The organism is Myxosarcina sp. GI1(2024), from assembly GCF_053543375.1.
In genome coordinates, this window is record NZ_JBKGTY010000004.1 from 253,606 (window position 1) to 271,109 (window position 17,504).

Below are 17,504 nucleotides of genomic sequence, written 5' to 3' on the forward strand. Positions count from 1 at the left end.
TTGCTTCTCAACCAACTAAGTCATTTAATGCTGTATCTACCTGAGATTGAGAACTAATTGTCGAACCATACTGACTCAACCAATTACGCCCGAAAATTTCTCCCGATGAACCCTGATAAGCATTTCTTTCTGCTTGAGTATCTATGCTATTAGTAAACAAGTCTGCACTCTCAATCTTATTATTGAGTACGACAATATCCTGGTTTTGGGCACCTAAAGCAACTTCTAAAGCAAAAGTAGCTAGTGTCACATTACCTCGCTCTATCTGATTTGTCCAGTAGTCTAGCCCCCCCTCATCTCCATGACGATTAAAGGCAAATTGATAAACTTGATTGACTCTATCTCTATCGCTATCGAATTGTCCAAAAAGACGCTCCGCCTCTGCCGCATTGCCAAAAGCATCGACAATTCGATTGTAGACATCGGTTTCGCTTTCTATTAAGCGATCACCATCTCGTGGTGCGTAACTGACATTATTCTCTTCAAGAACATGGTTCCAAAACTCGAGTCCGTCGTTATCTGCCGGTCTACTATAGTAAGCGACATAAGCAATTTGTGCTGTACCACCAGTCAGCTCCAAACTTGTAGGCGGATTTGGAGTTTCTCCATTATTTTCTAATTCCTCAGCGCGAGCGAAAATACCTTCAATTTCTTTATTGGTAGCACTTGACAAATCTATTTCCAAAAGGTTGTCTAACTCTGTCAAACTAATGTTTTCAAAGTCAGCGGAGTTAGAGACAAGATCTTCGTAGGAAAATTCTTGCCCTTCAATAATAAATTTTTCAATTCGATTTTCAGGGACTTGCCAATCTATAACAGCTAAGTATGCTCCAGAATCCTCGTTGTAAGTAAATAAATGACGGTCGTCTATTAAATAGTCAACATAGTCTTCAGGGTCACCTATATTATCTGCAACTATGACATCATTGTTAGAATTACCATTTTCATAAATAGCTATACTAACATTATTTTGAAATTCATATCGATCGTCTCCAGAACCTCCAGCCATCGAGACCAATGCTTCATCGGATGCCCTGAGAGTATCATTTCCGGCTAAACTGTAAATAACTTCAAAATTTGAACCTAATATATTATCGTTTTCACTGGTTCCAATTTTTTCTGTTAAGTAATCTGGGCTCATATCCCACCTCGTTTTTAATAAACTTTTAATTTAAAAAATAACTTATTTATGATACTAATGTAATCCGCAAAAATCTCTAATTAAATATGAACTTTCAAACTTGGAATCTCGGGTAAACTCATATCTTTAGAGAAAAAATCTTTAGTTAGAAAAAAACTGAATTGTTTTGAATGGCTGTGGCAACTAGTTTGCAGCTGCAAAATTAATTAGACTAGAAGAAGACGAACGTTTAGCGACTAATTTCAAGGATGACTCACAATAGAGTAACGGTAATCGGCGGTGGACTGGCAGGAACAGAAGCAGCATGGCAAGTTGCACGAGCGGGAATACCCGTAACCCTGTATGAAATGCGTCCCGTGCGGACTTCTCCGGCGCATCACACTCAAGAATTAGCCGAATTAGTTTGTAGTAACTCGTTCGGCGCTGTCTCAAGCGATCGCGCTGCAGGATTGCTACACGCCGAATTGCGTCGTTTGAGTTCGATTGTAATTAGTACTGCCGATAAACACTCCGTACCAGCAGGAGGAGCTTTAGCTGTAGATCGAGCAATATTTAGCAGCGATTTAACCACAACTTTAGCCAATCATCCCCTCATCGAACTAAAGCGAACAGAAATTGAATCGATTCCTGGAGAAGAAGTAGTCATTTTAGCCACGGGACCTCTAACTAGTCCCGCACTAGCAGAAGATTTGCAGCGGTTTACGGGAATGGAATACCTGAGCTTTTTTGATGCGGCAAGTCCGATTATCGTAGGAGAATCGATCGATTGCAAAGTGGCTTTTTTAGCTTCGCGCTATGACAAGGGAGAAGCCGCTTATCTCAACTGTCCCCTAGATCGGGAACAGTATCTCCGTTTCAGACAAGAATTGTGTCATGCCGAAACAGCTGAATTAAAAGACTTCGAACGGGAAAATGCTAAGTTTTTTGAAGGCTGTCTACCCATCGAAGAGTTGGCGCAACGAGGAGAAGATACGATGCGTTACGGACCTTTAAAGCCAGTCGGTCTGTTCGATCCTCGCTGGGGAGATTTTCGCGATCCTGCCAACAAACACAAGCGTCCTTATGCAGTAGTTCAACTGCGACAGGAAGACAAAGCAGGACAGTTATGGAACATGGTCGGCTTTCAAACTAATTTACGCTGGGGTGAACAAAAACGGGTCTTTCGTCTGATTCCCGGCTTGGAAAATGCTGAATTCGTTCGCATGGGAGTGATGCACCGCAATACTTTCATCAACTCTCCCAATCTGCTCCATTCCACTTTACAATTCAAAACTAGACCTACTTTACTTGCCGCAGGACAATTAATCGGCACGGAAGGTTACACCGCAGCTACGGCAGGAGGATGGCTAGCGGGAACTAATGCCGCCAGAGTAATATTGGGATTCCCCCCCGTAACTCTGCCGGAAACGACCATGATGGGAGCTTTGTTTGAATTCATTAGTTCTGCCTCTGCCAAGCATTTCCAGCCAATGCCGCCTAATTTTGGGATCGTTCCCCAATTACCAAACAGAGTTAAAAACAAACGGGAAAGATATGGCAATTATCGCGATCGCGCTCTAGCAGACTTGACAACTTGGCATCAACAGCTAAATCTTACTTTAGCAAAGGTAAGTTAGGATATTTCCATGAAAGAACAGTTAGTTATTTGGTTAAATCGCCTTTTGATCGCCGACGTTTTTTTGGTACTGTTTGGCTTTATTTGGTTTGCGATCGCCGTTGTCGGTCGCTATTTAAATCTTCCTTTGGGTTTCGAGCTCTGGTATCGACTGTGGCAGCCCGTGTTTAATCCGGCCATTGGTATTTTGTTTTTGGGAGCAATTTTATCTTGGTCGATCGATAAAATTACTCGTCAATTTAATTCTGATTAAAAATTACTACAAATCGTTGTCTAGTTGTTAGCTAGCTTAGATTATTTGCCTTTAGTTAAGTGGGTAGAGATAAATTAATTCTCAAACCTCAATTAAAACTATTACTCCGACTAATATTTTAGTCTGTGTTTATTTCTTTATTGGCATTTTTAGAAATAAATATGCCTACTTACTTAAAAATTACTTACAAATACTCGACCGGGAAACCAAACCGAATCGCAATCGAGTATTCTCCTATTTCAGTAAATTTACGGAGATCGAGGCAACTTTTTCACTACAAATAGATATTTATACCGTAAATTTCAACTACAATTTTCATAGTTTATTAGGTATTGTCAAAAAAATACTATAAGTTAAGATTGCCCTAGATAACCAGGGCTATTTTACTGCCTGTAACTTCTCATTAGAGAAGTTTATAGATTATCATAGTCAGCATCTTCTAGATGCAAGTAACCAAAAACCGACCTACTCTATATTTCTATATTTTTTTATCTTTAATTGATTTGGTACGAGATAGCTATCTATATTTAAAGCAATAAAAAATAATCTAGAAAAAGTTTTAATATGCCGATTTGTCCTCAATGTGAGTCTGAAAATCCTAAGATCAATAAATTTTGCCAAAGTTGCGGAGCTTCCCTAGCGGACAAACTCTATCATCCTAATAGTAAGGATATGCCGCTGGCAATCAATAATGATGAAAGTAGCGCCCCTACCAATCCTATCGTGCTTTGGGCGATAATCGAGCCTCCAAAACAAACCGAGGGATTAGTTCCCACTGAAGGCAAACTTTCGGACAATATTCATAAGTTTAGAGATAGCAACGTATCGAAACCTCTTTCTCAAGCTTCTTCAGAGGAAACTTACCAAATTCCTGACAGAGATTGGGCAATCAAAAATACTCAGGAGCGCTTTCCGGTTCCCCAAACGAGCCAGTCTGACCAGCCAGAAATAAATTTAGCTGATTTTTTCAATCGTCCTCAAAATGATACCACGAATTTAAAAAGATATGTTTTTGCCTCTTACCAGGAAGTACTGGCTGAAATAACCGCTAATAATTCCGAAGCCGTATATGTTCGAGGAAAAGTTATCGACCGCTACCCCCGACAACCATCTCATCTAGCAACAGTACGGAAGCAACAAAAGCAAATATTCGAGGAGTTGAAATGCAATTTAAATAATTCCTATTTGACTGACGCTGAAACTTGGCATTCGCTAGGTATTCCAATTCATACTTTGCCATATTTAATCTTAGAACGATATACCCCTGCAGTTCCAAAAATTTACGATGCTTGGCAACAAGCCGATGGTGGAGCAACTTTACTAGAAGATCGTTCTGATTGGCAACTGTTGACCGAACTTTGGTCGAGAGAAGAACTGCCGCCAGCACAGGTGTTGTGGTTTTTAGACGAAATGGCAAAACTATGGGTTCCCTTAAGCAAAATTGGCTGTAGCCGTAGTTTACTACTCGAAACCAATATACGAGTAGACGAAGATCGAGCATTTTGTTTGCAACAGCTGTTTCTCGATGAACCGGAGAATATACCGAGCTTAAAAAATTTAGCTTGGGTTTGGCAAACTTGGTCGAATAAATTACCAGGAAAATATCGACAAGAGCTCGACAGAATTTTCAACCGAGTTATCTCTGAAGAAATTCAAAATATCGAACAACTTCATTTTCAGCTTCAAGAGCTCGACTCCGAACTATATGAACAACATTTCTTTGATTTTGGAGAAATAAGTGACAGCGATTTCCAAAATCAAGTAACGGTAAATTACTCGATGCAGCTTGCAAGTGTTGTCGATGCTGGCTGTACCAATGTAGGGACGCAAAGAAATCGCAATGAGGATTTTTTTGCGATCGAAACTTCAATCATCAAACAAGAAAATAACACCAACAAAAACTTAAGCGTTCGAGGTTTATATATTGTTTGCGACGGCATGGGAGGTCACGCCGCAGGAGACGTAGCCAGTGAAATGGCTGTAGAAACTCTGGTGAGTTATTTTCAAACTCATTGGCTGGATGATTTACCAGATAGAGCGACAATTGAAGCAGGAATTTTGTTGGCTAATGATACTATCTATCAAACTAATTTAGATAACTCCAGTTCTGGTAGCGGTAGAATGGGTACTACTCTGGCAATTGCCTTACTCCACGACCGTCAACTAGCGATCGCTCATGTAGGAGATAGCCGAATCTATTATGTTTCTCGCCAGCAAGGATTGGAACGATTGACTTTAGATCACGAAGTCGGTCAACGGGAAATCGGCAGAGGAGTAGAACCAGACATCGCCTATGGTCGTCCCGATGCCTATCAGCTAACTCAAGCGTTAGGACCGAGAAGCAGTAAATATATCAAGCCCGAAATTCAATTCGTGGAAATCACCGAAGATTGTTTAATTTTATTATGCTCTGACGGTCTTTGCGATCGCGATTTAATTGAAAACCACTGGCAGGAGTATCTCGAACCACTGATTAGCTCTAATTCTAATCTCGAGGAAGGTTTATTCAAACTAGTTGATTTTGCCGACCGCCATAATGGTCACGATAATATTACCGGTATTTCAATTAGAATCAAACTAAAACCAGAATTTTAAGAGGTAGTTCCTCTGATTTACCGTTAGCTGTCTTATATGGTTATTTTAACTCTTTTAGCGCCGCAGACAAATCAACCTTTACAACAGTGGCATTTTACAGAAAAAACTTTGATTCGCATCGGCCGCGCTCAAAATAATGATATCGTTTTGCAGGGATATTTTCAGGTTTCTCGGCAGCATTTAGAACTGAAGTTAATCGATACTGACAAATGGCTGGCGATTGACAGAGGCACTAACGGAACCTTAGTCAACAATATTATGATTGACGAGGCTATTCTCCAACACGAGGACTCGCTCCGCCTCGCAGAAAACGGACCTATATTTAGATTTGAACTCGAATCGGCTTTGGCAGTTCGAGAAGCACAAAGCTCTCCTCAAACCAATGCTTCTAATCCCAGTTGCGATCATGCCGATAATCCTCCCGATAGTATTTTTTGTTGTCACTGCGGTGCGGCAATAGTTGAAGAGGAACACTTTATCGGTCCCTATCAGATTCTGAGAACTTTGGGTAGGGGTGGTATGGGAACCACCTACTTAGTTTGGGATAAAAATAGAACGGTTAGAAACGCTCCTTTGCTATTAGTTCTCAAAGAAATGAACGCTAATATGATTCGGGTGCCTAAGGCCAAAGAATTGTTTGAAAGAGAAGCTCGAATTCTCAAGTCTTTGGATCACCCAGGTATTCCTAAATACTATGACTTTTTTGTGGACAACAACCGCAAATATTTGGTCATGGAATTAATTCACGGTCACAACTTAGAGCAGTTCGTTAATCTAAGAGGGCCAGTAGATCGAGTAAGAACTGTTAAATGGATGATTCAAGTCTGTCAAATCTTGATTTATCTACACAACCTTCAACCCCCTTTGATCCATCGCGATATCAAACCAGCTAACTTGATCTTACGCAATCTCGATAGCCGTCTGATGCTACTGGATTTTGGAGCGGTTAAAGAGTTAGGAACTGCTTTAGATACTCGTATCGGTGTAGAAGGTTATAGTGCGCCAGAACAATATCGAGGCAAACCATGTCCTCAATCAGATATTTACGGAATTGGTACGACGATTATCTTTTTGTTGACCGGTAAGACACCCATGCAATACTACCGCTACCGCAGCAATAAGTTCGAATTTGATATAGATAATATCCCCAACCTATCTATAGCTTTGGCTGAGTTACTCAAAACTGCCTGCCAACCCGAACCCAAAGACCGCTATCAAACAGCAGAAGATTTGCTGGAGGCTTTGTCTGTCTGTCTTTAGTCAGAGTTGGCTCTGCCGCGCGGCGTTGCGATCTTGAGTAGCTCACCACTGACTTCGAAGGTCAACAAAAAGCAATATTCATGTGAGTAGCTAGAAGATATAACGATCGAGCTTCATCCTTCATCCCAATCTTCGACCATTAGCAATTCTTCGACCGGGTCTTTTAGGGAAAAATCAAAATCGATAAGTTCATTTTTCCAATACGACCAGTCGTTGCCTAATAATAAGGCAATTTTGCTGATACTATCATCTGGTTTGATGATGTTGGAATCGATTAAAGAAGATACTTTGCGCTGCAATTTCACCATCGGATGCGCAACTTGTTTGGTCATACGCTCAATATTATCTATTATGATGTGTATAAGTAATTAAAGATCGATTGTCTTTTGCCTCGCTCCAATACTCAATTACCTAGAGCTGATGATGAGCAAATAGACATGACCTACTTTTAACCTAAGCTACACTTTTTGGCAAGTATTTTTTACTATAGGTACGGTAATCACTCTGGCAAGTAGAGAAATCTGGATAAAATAAAAACGACCTAAAATACGGTTGGTTGTAAGTTAATTGATTTTGGCTAATGAAAGTCGGCTCATGCCAGTTTATCTAAAAGAATCGAGAAATATATCTGGCGCTCGCCAGAGAAATGGACAAAAAAAATCTAGAAAAAAACTTTGGTGGCTACTTCCTAGTCTGACCTCCATTAACATACTAACACAGGGTGTGATTACGTTTGGCGTAATGCTAGGGGAGCTCGTACCAGCCTTGGCATTACAAGATTCAATTGGCAAAAGTGGAATTCAAGCACGTCGGCTACATCGAGAACCTTACAACCTGCTCGGTCGTAAAATTGGTATTGGTCAGGTTGAGATTGGCAGACCCGAAAAATTTGGCATTGATAAACTAAAAGTTAGTGATTTTTCGATCTCACCTCACGCCGTTTTTTTTCGCGATCGCCAACCCAAATCCAACGAGCATGTTGACGATCATGCCAGCTTAGTGGCGGGAGTAATGATTGCCAAACACAAAACCTTGCAGGGAGTAGCTCCAGAAGCCAAACTCTATGCCTCGGCGATAGGTTCTCTCAAGGAAGGAGGACAACCGTTAGAGTGTCTTACCAGCCAGCACATCGCGCTGCAAAATAGCGGCGACATTCGAGCGATTAACTTTAGTTTTGGAGAATCTCTAGAACGGGACGAGCGTGACGCTGCTACCCTCGATGGTAGAGCGTTACTCACTAAATGTATCGATTGGTCTGCCAGACATCACAATGTGCTCTATGTCGTAGCTGGCAATCAGGGTAGCGGGGGAATTCCCATTCCCACCGATCAATTTAACGGCATTACTACGGCTTATACAACCAAGCGCAAAGGATTATTTACCAAAGTAGATTTTGCTAACTTAAGCGCATTACCGGTAGGAATTGGTCGCAGCATTATTAAAAAAGAAATTAATCAAGGGATGAGACGAGCAGTAGGTTTGCTCGCTCCCGGTAGTCAAATCGCTCTTTACAACCGACAAGGAGAACTGGAGAAAGTAAGCGGCACTAGCTTTGCGGCACCTCACATTACGGCTTCAGTAGCTTTATTACAGGAATATGGCGATCGCGCGATCGCCAAGTCTGTATTTAACGGGATCGATTCTCGTCGTCATGAAGTGATGAAGGCAGTTTTATTTAATTCTGCCGATAAAATTCGCGATGCCGGGGATAATCTCTTGCTAGGTATGGAACGCACGATACTCAACGAAAAAAATCGCACCTGGTTGGAGTCTGATGCCTATAAAAATCCACGCATTCCCCTAGACATCCAAATGGGTACTGGTCACCTTAATACTTTTAGAGCTTATCAACAATTACGTGGCGGACAACACTCACCAAATGACTTAGCTCCTCCAGTCGGTTGGGATTACCGTCGAGTTAAAGTTAATTCTTATCGAGATTATTATTTGGAACAGCCTCTAGTTGCCGGTAGTCATGCCGCAATTACTCTGGCTTGGGATCGTTTGGTGCTGTTAAACGATCGCAATCGCAATGGCAAGTACGATTTGGGCGAAAGCTTTCACGATCGCAGTTTGAATAATCTCGATGTCTATCTATTACCAGCTTCAGAAGAAAGTAATCTCCGCAGCACCTGTTCTTCTCTCAGTGCCGAAGATAGCGTCGAACATATCTTTTGTCCCATTCCCGCTACTGGACGCTACAAAATCCGCGTTTACTATCGCCGCCAGATGAATGAGCCAATTCAGCCTTATGCTTTGGCTTGGTGGACTGTTAGTAAAAAGTAGAAAGTAGTTTCAATCAGTTAAGCAGAAGATTAAAATTGCGTTTGCCCTCCCAAAAAGACAAACGAAGCAAGTCGTCATACTCAGCCATGCCGTTAGCCGATGATATATCAGGGTAAGCTTATCGCAACACAGTAAATTAAAAAATCTCTCTTAAATCTAAAACAAACCCAGGTAAAACATTTTCTCCCGACAAAATTTGAGGATTATTTAAAATTTCTACTTTTTTATCTAGTCGATATATTTCTACAGTTTTTGCTGATGGTTCGATTAGCCATCCAAGTCTCACGCCATTATCTATGTATTCTTGCATTTTCGCCTGCAAGTCTTCATATCTCTGATTTTTAAGATCGCTAGGACTTACTAACTCAATAACAAAATCGGGAGCAAGAGGAGGAAAACCTTGTTTCTTTTTCAGAGTCAGATTATTCCATCTATCTAATTTAATCCAGCTAACATCTGGGCTTCTTCTCGCACCATTTGGTAAAACAAAAATAGTTGAAGAATCGAAAGCTTTTCCCAATTTATTCTGGCGATTCCATATTCCTAAATCTATATATAAGTTGAAGTTTTTTTCTCCTGTTTCACCACCAGTAGGACTCATAACGATTAATTCTCCATCTTTGGTTAACTCCATCCGTGCTATTTGTTCGACATCAGCTAGCCTATCGAATTGTTCTGGAGTTACTTTGAATCCCTTCGGTACGGAAATAGCTTCCATAATTTTTACTTAAAACACTTTTATTAATTATAAATTTGTTGATGATATTGCCTAAGCCTAAGCGATCGCACCAGACATGTCCGAACGATCGCTAGTAAAATAAAGAAAATGAATCAAATCTGCTAGATGCCTAAATACGCAAAGCAGGATTTAAAGAAAGCCGTGGCAAGGGAAGTCATACAAAATGGTCGCATCCATTGTTATCTGGGAAAATAGTAATATCGGGAAAAGATGGAAGCGATGCAAAACCGTATCAAGAAAAAGATGTAGAGAAGGCTTTAAAAAGACTAAAAGAAATAAAGTAATAGCTTATGAAAAATCCCAACTATACCGTTATTATTAGACTTCTTGCATGGTAACCGTCCCAGGGTCTAACGAAAAAAGGTGGATTTAAATGGCGATAATGTTTTAAGATCGGGTTCATGAGTGCAGAAATAGACATCGCAGGAATTAAAATTGCTGTAGCAGATTGGAATACCACCCCAGAAAGTGTCAAAGCGGTGGTCACAGTGTTGAGTGAGCGATTAGCCTATATAGAGGAGCAACTCAATTCATTATTCACAGAATTCATCCCGTCCCCCTTCAAGTGATGGTTTTAGTAAGCCAGAGAAGTCTCAAAGTCAGAACAAGAAAAAGCCCGAGAAAAAATCCAGCAGTAGTGTCTCATCCAGAAAAAAAAGACGACTCTATCCCCTAGAGGCATGCAGCGAAGTTTATTGCCATGTGCCAGAAAAGTGTCAGCATTGTGGCGAGCAGTTAACGGGGGAAGATGAGCATCCATATCGTCATCAAATCTTAGAGATTCCCACCTTATCAGCTTATGTAATTGAGCATCAACTGCATCAGTTGGAGTGCGCCTGCTGTGGTCAGAAGACCAGAGGCTCACTGCCGAAGGAGGTACCATCGACAGGTTATGGAGACCGATTGGCGGCAGTCGTCGCTTGGTTAAGTGGAGAACATCGTCAAAGTCACCGAATGGTGGAGTCTCTAATGACAACGCTGTTTAGTGTGAAGCTATCCCGTGGCAGCATCAATCGTCTGCGCCACCAGGTCAGTGAGGCTGTGGCAGTACCAGTGGAGCAAGCGCACCAGTATGTTCAAGGTACTGTGGTGGTGCATAGTGATGAAACCAGTTTTCGCCAGGGAAATGGAGATGGAGCCAATCCCAAAGAGACCAAAGGATGGTTGTGGGTCTCAGCAACTCAAAGTGTCAAGGTGTTTTCGGTAGCACTCAGTCGCGCCCAAGCAACAGCCAAAGAATTGTTGGGAGAAACTTTCAAGGGCATTTTAATCTCAGACCGCTACTCTGCCTACAACTGGTTGGATGTGAGGCAGCGTCAAATCTGCTGGGCTCATCTGAAACGCGATTTAACGGCGATCGCCGAACGGAGTGGGGTCTCGAAACAAATAGGGCAAGACCTATTGCGCCGAGAACGTCGTTTATTTCGCTGGTGGCATCGGGTGCGAGATGGTACCATGAGTCGGGAAAAGTTGGTGGCGGCGGTAGGGGCATTGAGAGCAGGATTCAAGGCGGAGTTAGAAACAGCGGCGGCCTTGCCCATTGGCAAGAGCGAAAAATCCCCATTGGCTAAAACAGTACGCACTGCTCGGCAGTTATTGAAGGTAGAGGCTGCTCTGTGGACCTTTGTGTCTGTTGATGGGGTGGAGCCAACTAACAATATGGCGGAACAAGCACTACGCACAGCGGTCATTTGGCGACGGACTAGTTTTGGTTCTCAATCCCAAACGGGTAGTGAATTCGTGGCTCGGATTCTGACTGTGGTAACATCCCTCAAAGCACAGCAACGAAATCCTTTGGATTATCTAACAGATGCTTGTCTTGCCAACCGATTAGGTCTATCGGCTCCATCCCTATTACCACAGACTCGGATGGACACTGAAACCCCTATGTTGGTGTAAAGCTCTGGGACGGTTACGGGGAATGCAGAATTATCAGCCCAAACTAAAATACATCTGTTGATATAATCTTCTGTTTCTTTAATAGATTTATGAGGCTGCCAACTTACATATTTAGTTACCTCAGAATCTTGTGCATACTGCTCAAAGATGGAAACTACATCTTTATCCGTTGGTTTTCTTAAGAGTAGTCTTTCAGTTTCTAGAGTTTGTGGTGGTTTCATATTTCAAAGGCAGCAGAAGAATATATGCTTATATCTGGGAAAATCAGTTTCACTATGAAATATATGAAGTAAAACTATAATCAAATGAATCATAGTTTACAAGCGATCGCTCTACCTCTCTATCAGTCTAGATTAAATATTCTTACTACTCCTCCCCATAACAGACGTAGATCGTTAATAATGAAAACCTGTTTACTTTTGATTGATTGAATCCATGTCTTTTGTTGGCTTACACATTCACAGCGACTATAGTTTGCTCGACGGTGCCTCTCAAATACCGCAGTTGATCGATCGCGCCTTAGAATTAGAAATGCCAGCGATCGCCCTTACGGATCACGGGGTAATGTATGGTGCGATCGAGCTTATTAAAGTCTGTCGCAACAAAGGTATTAAACCAATAATTGGCAATGAGATGTACGTTATCAATGGCGACATCGAAATCAATCCCAAAGAAAAGAAAAAACGCCACAAAAAATTTCATCAGGTTGTTTTAGCCAAAAACACTCAGGGCTATCGCAACTTAGTGAAGCTAACTACTATTTCTCATCTCAAAGGCTTTCAGGGTAGCGGCATCTTTGCACGTCCCTGTGTAAACAAAGAACTGTTAGCTAAATATCATGAAGGTTTAATCGTTACTAGTGCTTGTTTGGGGGGCGAAGTTCCTCAGAGATTGCTATCAAATAATTACGAAGAAGCCAAAAAAGTAGCTAAGTGGTATCAGGATGTTTTTGGCGATGATTATTATTTGGAAATACAGGATCACGGTTCGCCAGAAGATCGCATTGTTAATGTCGGTATAGTTAAAATCGCCAGAGAACTAGGAATAAAAATTGTTGCCACTAACGACTCTCATTTTATTTCCTGCTACGACGTAGAAGCTCACGATGCCTTACTGTGCATTTTGACTCAAAAACGCATTACCGACGATAAAAGACTGCGTTATAGCGGTACGGAATATTTAAAATCTGCCGCGGAAATGAAATTATTATTCCGCGACCATTTACCCGATGATGTTATCGAAGAAGCCATTAATAACACTTTAGAAGTTGCCGATAAAGTCCAAGCCTATAATATTTTAGGCGAACCTCGCATACCCGACTATCCCGTTCCTTCTGGTCATACAGCCGATAGCTACCTCGAAGAAGTAACCTGGCAAGGACTACTCGAAAGATTAAAATGTCGTCACCACTCCGAAATCGATCCCGTCTACAAACAAAGACTGCAAACCGAACTCAAGGTAATGCAGGAAAAAGGATTTTCTACTTACTTTTTAGTGGTTTGGGACTATATCAAATACGCTAGGGATAATAACATTCCCGTGGGACCTGGCAGGGGGAGTGCCGCAGGGTCTTTGGTAGCTTACTGCCTTAAAATTACTAACATCGATCCCATTCATCACGGCTTACTATTCGAACGGTTTCTCAATCCCGAACGGAAATCGATGCCAGATGTGGATACGGATTTTTGTCCCGATCGCCGCGAAGAAATGATTCAGTATGTTACTGCTAAATATGGTGAGGCAAATGTTGCCCAAATTATTACTTTCAACCGCATGACTTCCAAGGCGGTACTAAAAGATGTCGGTCGAGTATTGGGTGTAGATTTTGCCGATCAAAATCGGATTGCCAAAATGATCCCCGTCGTTCGCGGTAAGCCTACCAAACTGAAAGTAATGATCTCGGAAGATACACCAGAACCAGCATTCAAAGATGCCTATGAAAACGCTACGGTAAAAGTTTATAACGATAAAAAAGAAGAAGTGGGAACGGTAACGGTACGGCATTGGGTCGATATGGCAATACGCATTGAAGGTACTAATAAAACTTTTGGCGTTCACGCGGCAGGGGTTGTTATTTCTTCCCAACCTTTGGATGAAATTGTTCCCCTACAAAAGAATAATGATGGCTCAGTAATTACTCAATACTATATGGAAGATTTAGAAGCCTTGGGTCTGTTAAAAATGGACTTTTTAGGCTTAAAAAATCTCACCACTATTCAACGCGCTGCCTACTTAGTCCAACGAACTAAAAAAATTAGCTTGGATTTAGACCAAATACCACTAGACGAACGTAAAGCTTTAGAAATTTTAGCCAAAGGCAAACAAAAAAAACTTCCAGAAGATATACAAGAAACCCATAAACTCTTTCGAGCGGGAAATTTGGAAGGAATATTTCAGCTAGAATCTGATGGCATGAAACAGATTACCAGAGATTTAAAACCTTCTGGTATTGAAGATATTTCTTCGATTTCGGCTCTCTATCGTCCCGGTCCTTTAGATGCGGGACTAATTCCTAAATTTATCAAACGCAAACACGGTCAAGAACAAGTTACCTATCAGCATCCGCTACTAAAGCCAATTTTAAACGAAACTTACGGTGTAATTGTCTATCAAGAGCAGATCATGAAAATCGCTCAAGATTTAGCTGGTTATTCCCTCGGTGAAGCCGATTTATTAAGGCGATGTATGGGTAAGAAAAAGTTAGCTGAAATGGAAAAACATCGCGAAAAATTTATCGACGGTGCGGCTAAAAATGGTGTTAGTAAAGAACTTGCTAATAGCTTGTTCGATGAAATGGTAGTGTTTGCCGAATACTGCTTGAGTTACGATACCGAAATTTATACCATAGAATATGGGGCAATTGCGATTGGTAAAGTTATTGAAGAACAACTTGAGTGTACGGTCTATAGTGTCGATAACAATGGTTTTATCTATACTCAAGCGATCGCCCAGTGGCACGCTCGCGGCGAGCAGGAAATATTTGAATATACTTTAGAAAATGGCTCTACAATTCGCGCCACAAAAGATCATAAATTCATGACTATTGACGGTCAAATGCTCCCTATAGATGAAATTTTCGAACAGGGTTTAGATTTGAAATTTTGTTCCGTCGGCATCTATAAGGATAATATCGACTTTTGTCCAAAATTTGCTCATAATAAACTGCTAGAAATTCACTGATTGCAGAATATAATTATTTTGGCATTTAATAATAAATTTTCACTAGCCTAATAATCTATGATTTTATACAATTTTATTGGTGAAGGATACAACAATACTCGCAAACCATTGCTATATGCTATAAATACAACAATGCGATCGCTTGAATATGCCAATACAGAAAGATAACCATTCGTGACCGGAAAACTTAAAATAGAAATTGTTGAATCAGTTGAAACATTATCAAAGTTACTTAGACAAGAAAAAAATCCTAAAAAGAAAGAAAGAATTTAGGCAGTTTATTGGATTAAAACTAACCTTGCTGAAACTATTGGACACTTATCGGCTTTGAGTGGAAAATGTTTTTGAAAATCTCGCTCGCCTGAGAATTACTCTTAGTAAAACCCTAAATAAACTAAATAATTCAATTGTGAATTCGATTACCTACTATCCATTTATTGTCGATGCTTTATGTGTAGCACAAACATTTAGTGATTTAATATTAGTTTGGGTTGAGGAGCAATTTCTAGAGTTAAAAGATATCTGGAGTCAATGTGCTCGTCATTTCGGTGTCGATCGTTGGTATAGGTTGGTTAAGTTTCTCTTGCTGCTAGTTCCATCCACCTTTCAGTAAGGCGATCGATTTCATCATTCAAAGCTGCCAACTGTTCCGATAGTTCTTGCAACTGAGTAAAGTCTGCAGGAGGGTTATGATAGAGAGTTTTTTCTAGTTCTTCCTTAGCGGTTTCCATTTCGGCAATTTTACCTTCTAAAGATTCAAATTCTCGTTTTTCGTAATTAGATAAACGGCGAGATTTATTATTAGAAGTTTTAGATGTAGTTTTTTTATCTTTGCTTGTAGTTTGAATCTTGGCTTCTTTTTCTTTCCGTTCTTCTTTGGCAGCTTTGACTTCAGCTTGCTTGTAATCTAAATACACTGAGTAATTACCCGGATATTTGCGAATCTCGCCACCAGGCTCGATCGCGAAAATAAATTCTACAGTACGATCTAGGAAATAGCGATCGTGAGAGACGGTAATTACGCAACCATTAAAATTCTCTAAGTAGTCTTCTAAAATTGCTAAGGTTTGTACATCTAAATCGTTAGTCGGCTCGTCTAAAATCAGGACATTTGGTGCTTCCATCAGTACTTGTAATAAAAACAAGCGACGCTTTTCACCACCCGACAGTTTGTGTATGGGTGCATACTGTTGCACGGGAGGAAATAAAAATTTTTCTAACATTTGCGACGCGCTAATCTGGCTACCGTCGGCAGTCGTAACGATTTCGGCGACATCTTTGATGTAGTCGATGACTCTCTGTTCTTGGTTGAGAGCATCGAGTAACTTATCTGAATGCTGGTCGAAATAGCCGATGTGGATGGTTTGACCGATTTCGACTTCACCCGTATCTGGTTCGACCCGATTGGTAATAATATTAACTAAGGTAGACTTGCCTGCACCATTGCCACCAATAATACCAATGCGATCGCTTGGGGTAAATTCGTAGCTAAAATCTTGAAATAAAGTGCGGCCGTGATAGGTTTTAGAAATATGTTTGACTTCAATTACTTTCTTGCCGATGCGTCTACCTGGAGTATCGATGTCAACTTTTCCCTGAGCCTGTTTGAACTCTTGCTGCTGCATTTGTCCAATGCGATCGATCCTGGCTTTTTGCTTGGTACTACGGGCTTGAGGACCTCGCTTGAGCCATTCCAATTCTCGACGTAACACCCCTTGATGTTTGCGCTGAGTGCTAGCGGCGGCGGCTTCTTGTTGGGCTTTTTTCTCTAAATAGTAGGAATAGTTGCCAGCATAAGTATAGAGATCGGCGCGATCGATTTCAATAATACGTTTGGTTACTCGGTCGAGAAAATAGCGATCGTGAGTAATCAGTACGATCGCCCCAGAAAAGCGATCGAGATATTCTTGGAGCCATTCTACCGACTCTGCGTCGAGATGGTTAGTCGGCTCATCCATCAATAGTAAATCGGGTTCATTTAATAGTGCCGTCGCTAGCGCAATTCGCTTGCGGTAGCCTCCCGAAAGACTGCCTACTTTCGTCTCAAAATCTTCAATTCCCAGTTTGCTGAGGACTATTTTTGCCTTAGTTTCTAGTTCCCAAGCTCCTGCTAGTTCGATTTTTTCCGTAATGCTCGCCAATTGAGCCATCAGGCTATTGAGTCGATCTCCTTTGGCTTTAGCCATTTGATGTGATAGGTCTTCATATTGACGTACCAGTTTCATCTGTTCGCTACTATTGGCAAATACCTGGTCTAGTACGGTAAGGTTTTCGTCTACTTGAGGCTGTTGCGGTAGGTAGATAATCTTTGCTCCCGACTGAACCAGGCGGCAACCCCCATCTAAAGGTTCGATACCCGCAATCATTTTTAGTAGGGTAGACTTGCCAGAACCATTAATTCCAATCAACCCTACTTTGTCATCGGGTTCGATACTAAAACTGGCATCCTTGATAATTTCTTTGATGCCAAAATCTTTACTGAGGTTTTGTAAGGTAATGATGCTCATTGATTATTCTAGTTCGCCTCGCCACCTCT

Annotated in this window: 12 protein-coding genes and 1 pseudogene; 8 read left to right on the forward strand and 5 right to left on the reverse strand. The window is 41.2% G+C overall.

Going from position 1 to position 17,504, the window contains the following annotated elements; all coding sequences use genetic code 11:
* Positions 1 to 7: 7 nt before the first annotated feature.
* Complete coding sequence (locus tag ACLFKQ_RS18695; RefSeq protein WP_449001262.1) at positions 8 to 1,141, reverse strand: DUF4214 domain-containing protein; 1,134 nt, start codon at positions 1,139 to 1,141, stop codon at positions 8 to 10.
* 248 nt (positions 1,142 to 1,389) lie between these two features.
* On the opposite strand from ACLFKQ_RS18695, the gene trmFO reads away from it, so the two are divergent.
* The 4 genes from trmFO (at position 1,390) to ACLFKQ_RS18715 (ending at position 6,864) form a co-directional block, all read left to right on the forward strand.
* A complete protein-coding gene (gene trmFO, locus ACLFKQ_RS18700; RefSeq protein ID WP_449001263.1) occupies positions 1,390 to 2,757 on the forward strand; it encodes an FADH(2)-oxidizing methylenetetrahydrofolate--tRNA-(uracil(54)-C(5))-methyltransferase TrmFO in 1,368 nt (455 codons plus the stop codon).
* Between the two features lie 9 nt (positions 2,758 to 2,766).
* Positions 2,767 to 3,009, forward strand: coding sequence for a hypothetical protein (locus ACLFKQ_RS18705; RefSeq protein ID WP_449001264.1), 243 nt, complete (start codon positions 2,767 to 2,769; stop codon positions 3,007 to 3,009).
* 564 nt (positions 3,010 to 3,573) lie between these two features.
* Positions 3,574 to 5,604, forward strand: coding sequence for a serine/threonine phosphatase (locus ACLFKQ_RS18710; protein ID WP_449001265.1), 2,031 nt, complete (start codon positions 3,574 to 3,576; stop codon positions 5,602 to 5,604).
* A 36-nt stretch (positions 5,605 to 5,640) separates the two neighbouring features.
* A complete protein-coding gene (locus ACLFKQ_RS18715) occupies positions 5,641 to 6,864 on the forward strand; it encodes a protein kinase domain-containing protein (protein WP_449001266.1) in 1,224 nt (407 codons plus the stop codon).
* A gap of 113 nt (positions 6,865 to 6,977) precedes the next feature.
* Here the strand turns inward: ACLFKQ_RS18715 and ACLFKQ_RS18720 are convergent, their stop codons facing one another.
* Positions 6,978 to 7,196 (reverse strand): DUF4327 family protein, encoded by a 219-nt coding sequence (locus tag ACLFKQ_RS18720; RefSeq protein ID WP_449001267.1) that lies wholly within the window; start codon positions 7,194 to 7,196, stop codon positions 6,978 to 6,980.
* 409 nt (positions 7,197 to 7,605) lie between these two features.
* Between ACLFKQ_RS18720 and ACLFKQ_RS18725 the strand changes: the two genes are divergently transcribed.
* Complete coding sequence (locus ACLFKQ_RS18725; protein WP_449001307.1) at positions 7,606 to 9,150, forward strand: S8 family serine peptidase; 1,545 nt, start codon at positions 7,606 to 7,608, stop codon at positions 9,148 to 9,150.
* A gap of 136 nt (positions 9,151 to 9,286) precedes the next feature.
* On the opposite strand, the gene ACLFKQ_RS18730 is transcribed toward ACLFKQ_RS18725, so the two are convergent.
* On the reverse strand, positions 9,287 to 9,868 hold the full coding sequence (locus ACLFKQ_RS18730; protein WP_449001268.1) for a Uma2 family endonuclease: 582 nt from the start codon (positions 9,866 to 9,868) through the stop codon (positions 9,287 to 9,289).
* A 134-nt stretch (positions 9,869 to 10,002) separates the two neighbouring features.
* Between ACLFKQ_RS18730 and ACLFKQ_RS18735 the strand changes: the two genes are divergently transcribed.
* Both ACLFKQ_RS18735 and tnpC read left to right on the forward strand, forming a co-directional pair.
* Positions 10,003 to 10,173, forward strand: coding sequence for a type II toxin-antitoxin system HicA family toxin (locus tag ACLFKQ_RS18735; RefSeq protein WP_449001308.1), 171 nt, complete (start codon positions 10,003 to 10,005; stop codon positions 10,171 to 10,173).
* A gap of 117 nt (positions 10,174 to 10,290) precedes the next feature.
* Positions 10,291 to 11,788: pseudogene (gene tnpC, locus ACLFKQ_RS18740) on the forward strand (IS66 family transposase).
* Here the strand turns inward: tnpC and ACLFKQ_RS18745 are convergent.
* Positions 11,689 to 12,009, reverse strand: coding sequence for a GNAT family N-acetyltransferase (locus tag ACLFKQ_RS18745; protein WP_449001269.1), 321 nt, complete (start codon positions 12,007 to 12,009; stop codon positions 11,689 to 11,691). The pseudogene tnpC and the gene ACLFKQ_RS18745 sit on opposite strands and share 100 nt — an antisense overlap.
* Positions 12,010 to 12,223: 214 nt before the next feature.
* Here ACLFKQ_RS18745 and ACLFKQ_RS18750 point away from each other — a divergent pair, with 214 nt between their 5' ends.
* Positions 12,224 to 14,968, forward strand: a complete 2,745-nt coding sequence (locus ACLFKQ_RS18750; protein ID WP_449001270.1) for a DNA polymerase III subunit alpha — start codon at positions 12,224 to 12,226, stop codon at positions 14,966 to 14,968.
* Between the two features lie 572 nt (positions 14,969 to 15,540).
* On the opposite strand, the gene ACLFKQ_RS18755 is transcribed toward ACLFKQ_RS18750, so the two are convergent.
* On the reverse strand, positions 15,541 to 17,475 hold the full coding sequence (locus ACLFKQ_RS18755; protein ID WP_449001271.1) for an ABC-F family ATP-binding cassette domain-containing protein: 1,935 nt from the start codon (positions 17,473 to 17,475) through the stop codon (positions 15,541 to 15,543).
* Positions 17,476 to 17,504 lie beyond the last annotated feature (29 nt).

Coding starts and splice junctions, on each gene's coding strand:
- ACLFKQ_RS18695 (WP_449001262.1), bottom strand. CDS start 1,141: ATGAGCCCAGATTACTTAACAGAAAAAATTGGAACCAGTGAAAACGAT.
- trmFO (WP_449001263.1), top strand. CDS start 1,390: ATGACTCACAATAGAGTAACGGTAATCGGCGGTGGACTGGCAGGAACA.
- ACLFKQ_RS18705 (WP_449001264.1), top strand. CDS start 2,767: ATGAAAGAACAGTTAGTTATTTGGTTAAATCGCCTTTTGATCGCCGAC.
- ACLFKQ_RS18710 (WP_449001265.1), top strand. CDS start 3,574: ATGCCGATTTGTCCTCAATGTGAGTCTGAAAATCCTAAGATCAATAAA.
- ACLFKQ_RS18715 (WP_449001266.1), top strand. CDS start 5,641: ATGGTTATTTTAACTCTTTTAGCGCCGCAGACAAATCAACCTTTACAA.
- ACLFKQ_RS18720 (WP_449001267.1), bottom strand. CDS start 7,196: ATGACCAAACAAGTTGCGCATCCGATGGTGAAATTGCAGCGCAAAGTA.
- ACLFKQ_RS18725 (WP_449001307.1), top strand. CDS start 7,606: ATGCTAGGGGAGCTCGTACCAGCCTTGGCATTACAAGATTCAATTGGC.
- ACLFKQ_RS18730 (WP_449001268.1), bottom strand. CDS start 9,868: ATGGAAGCTATTTCCGTACCGAAGGGATTCAAAGTAACTCCAGAACAA.
- ACLFKQ_RS18745 (WP_449001269.1), bottom strand. CDS start 12,009: ATGAAACCACCACAAACTCTAGAAACTGAAAGACTACTCTTAAGAAAA.
- ACLFKQ_RS18750 (WP_449001270.1), top strand. CDS start 12,224: ATGTCTTTTGTTGGCTTACACATTCACAGCGACTATAGTTTGCTCGAC.
- ACLFKQ_RS18755 (WP_449001271.1), bottom strand. CDS start 17,475: ATGAGCATCATTACCTTACAAAACCTCAGTAAAGATTTTGGCATCAAA.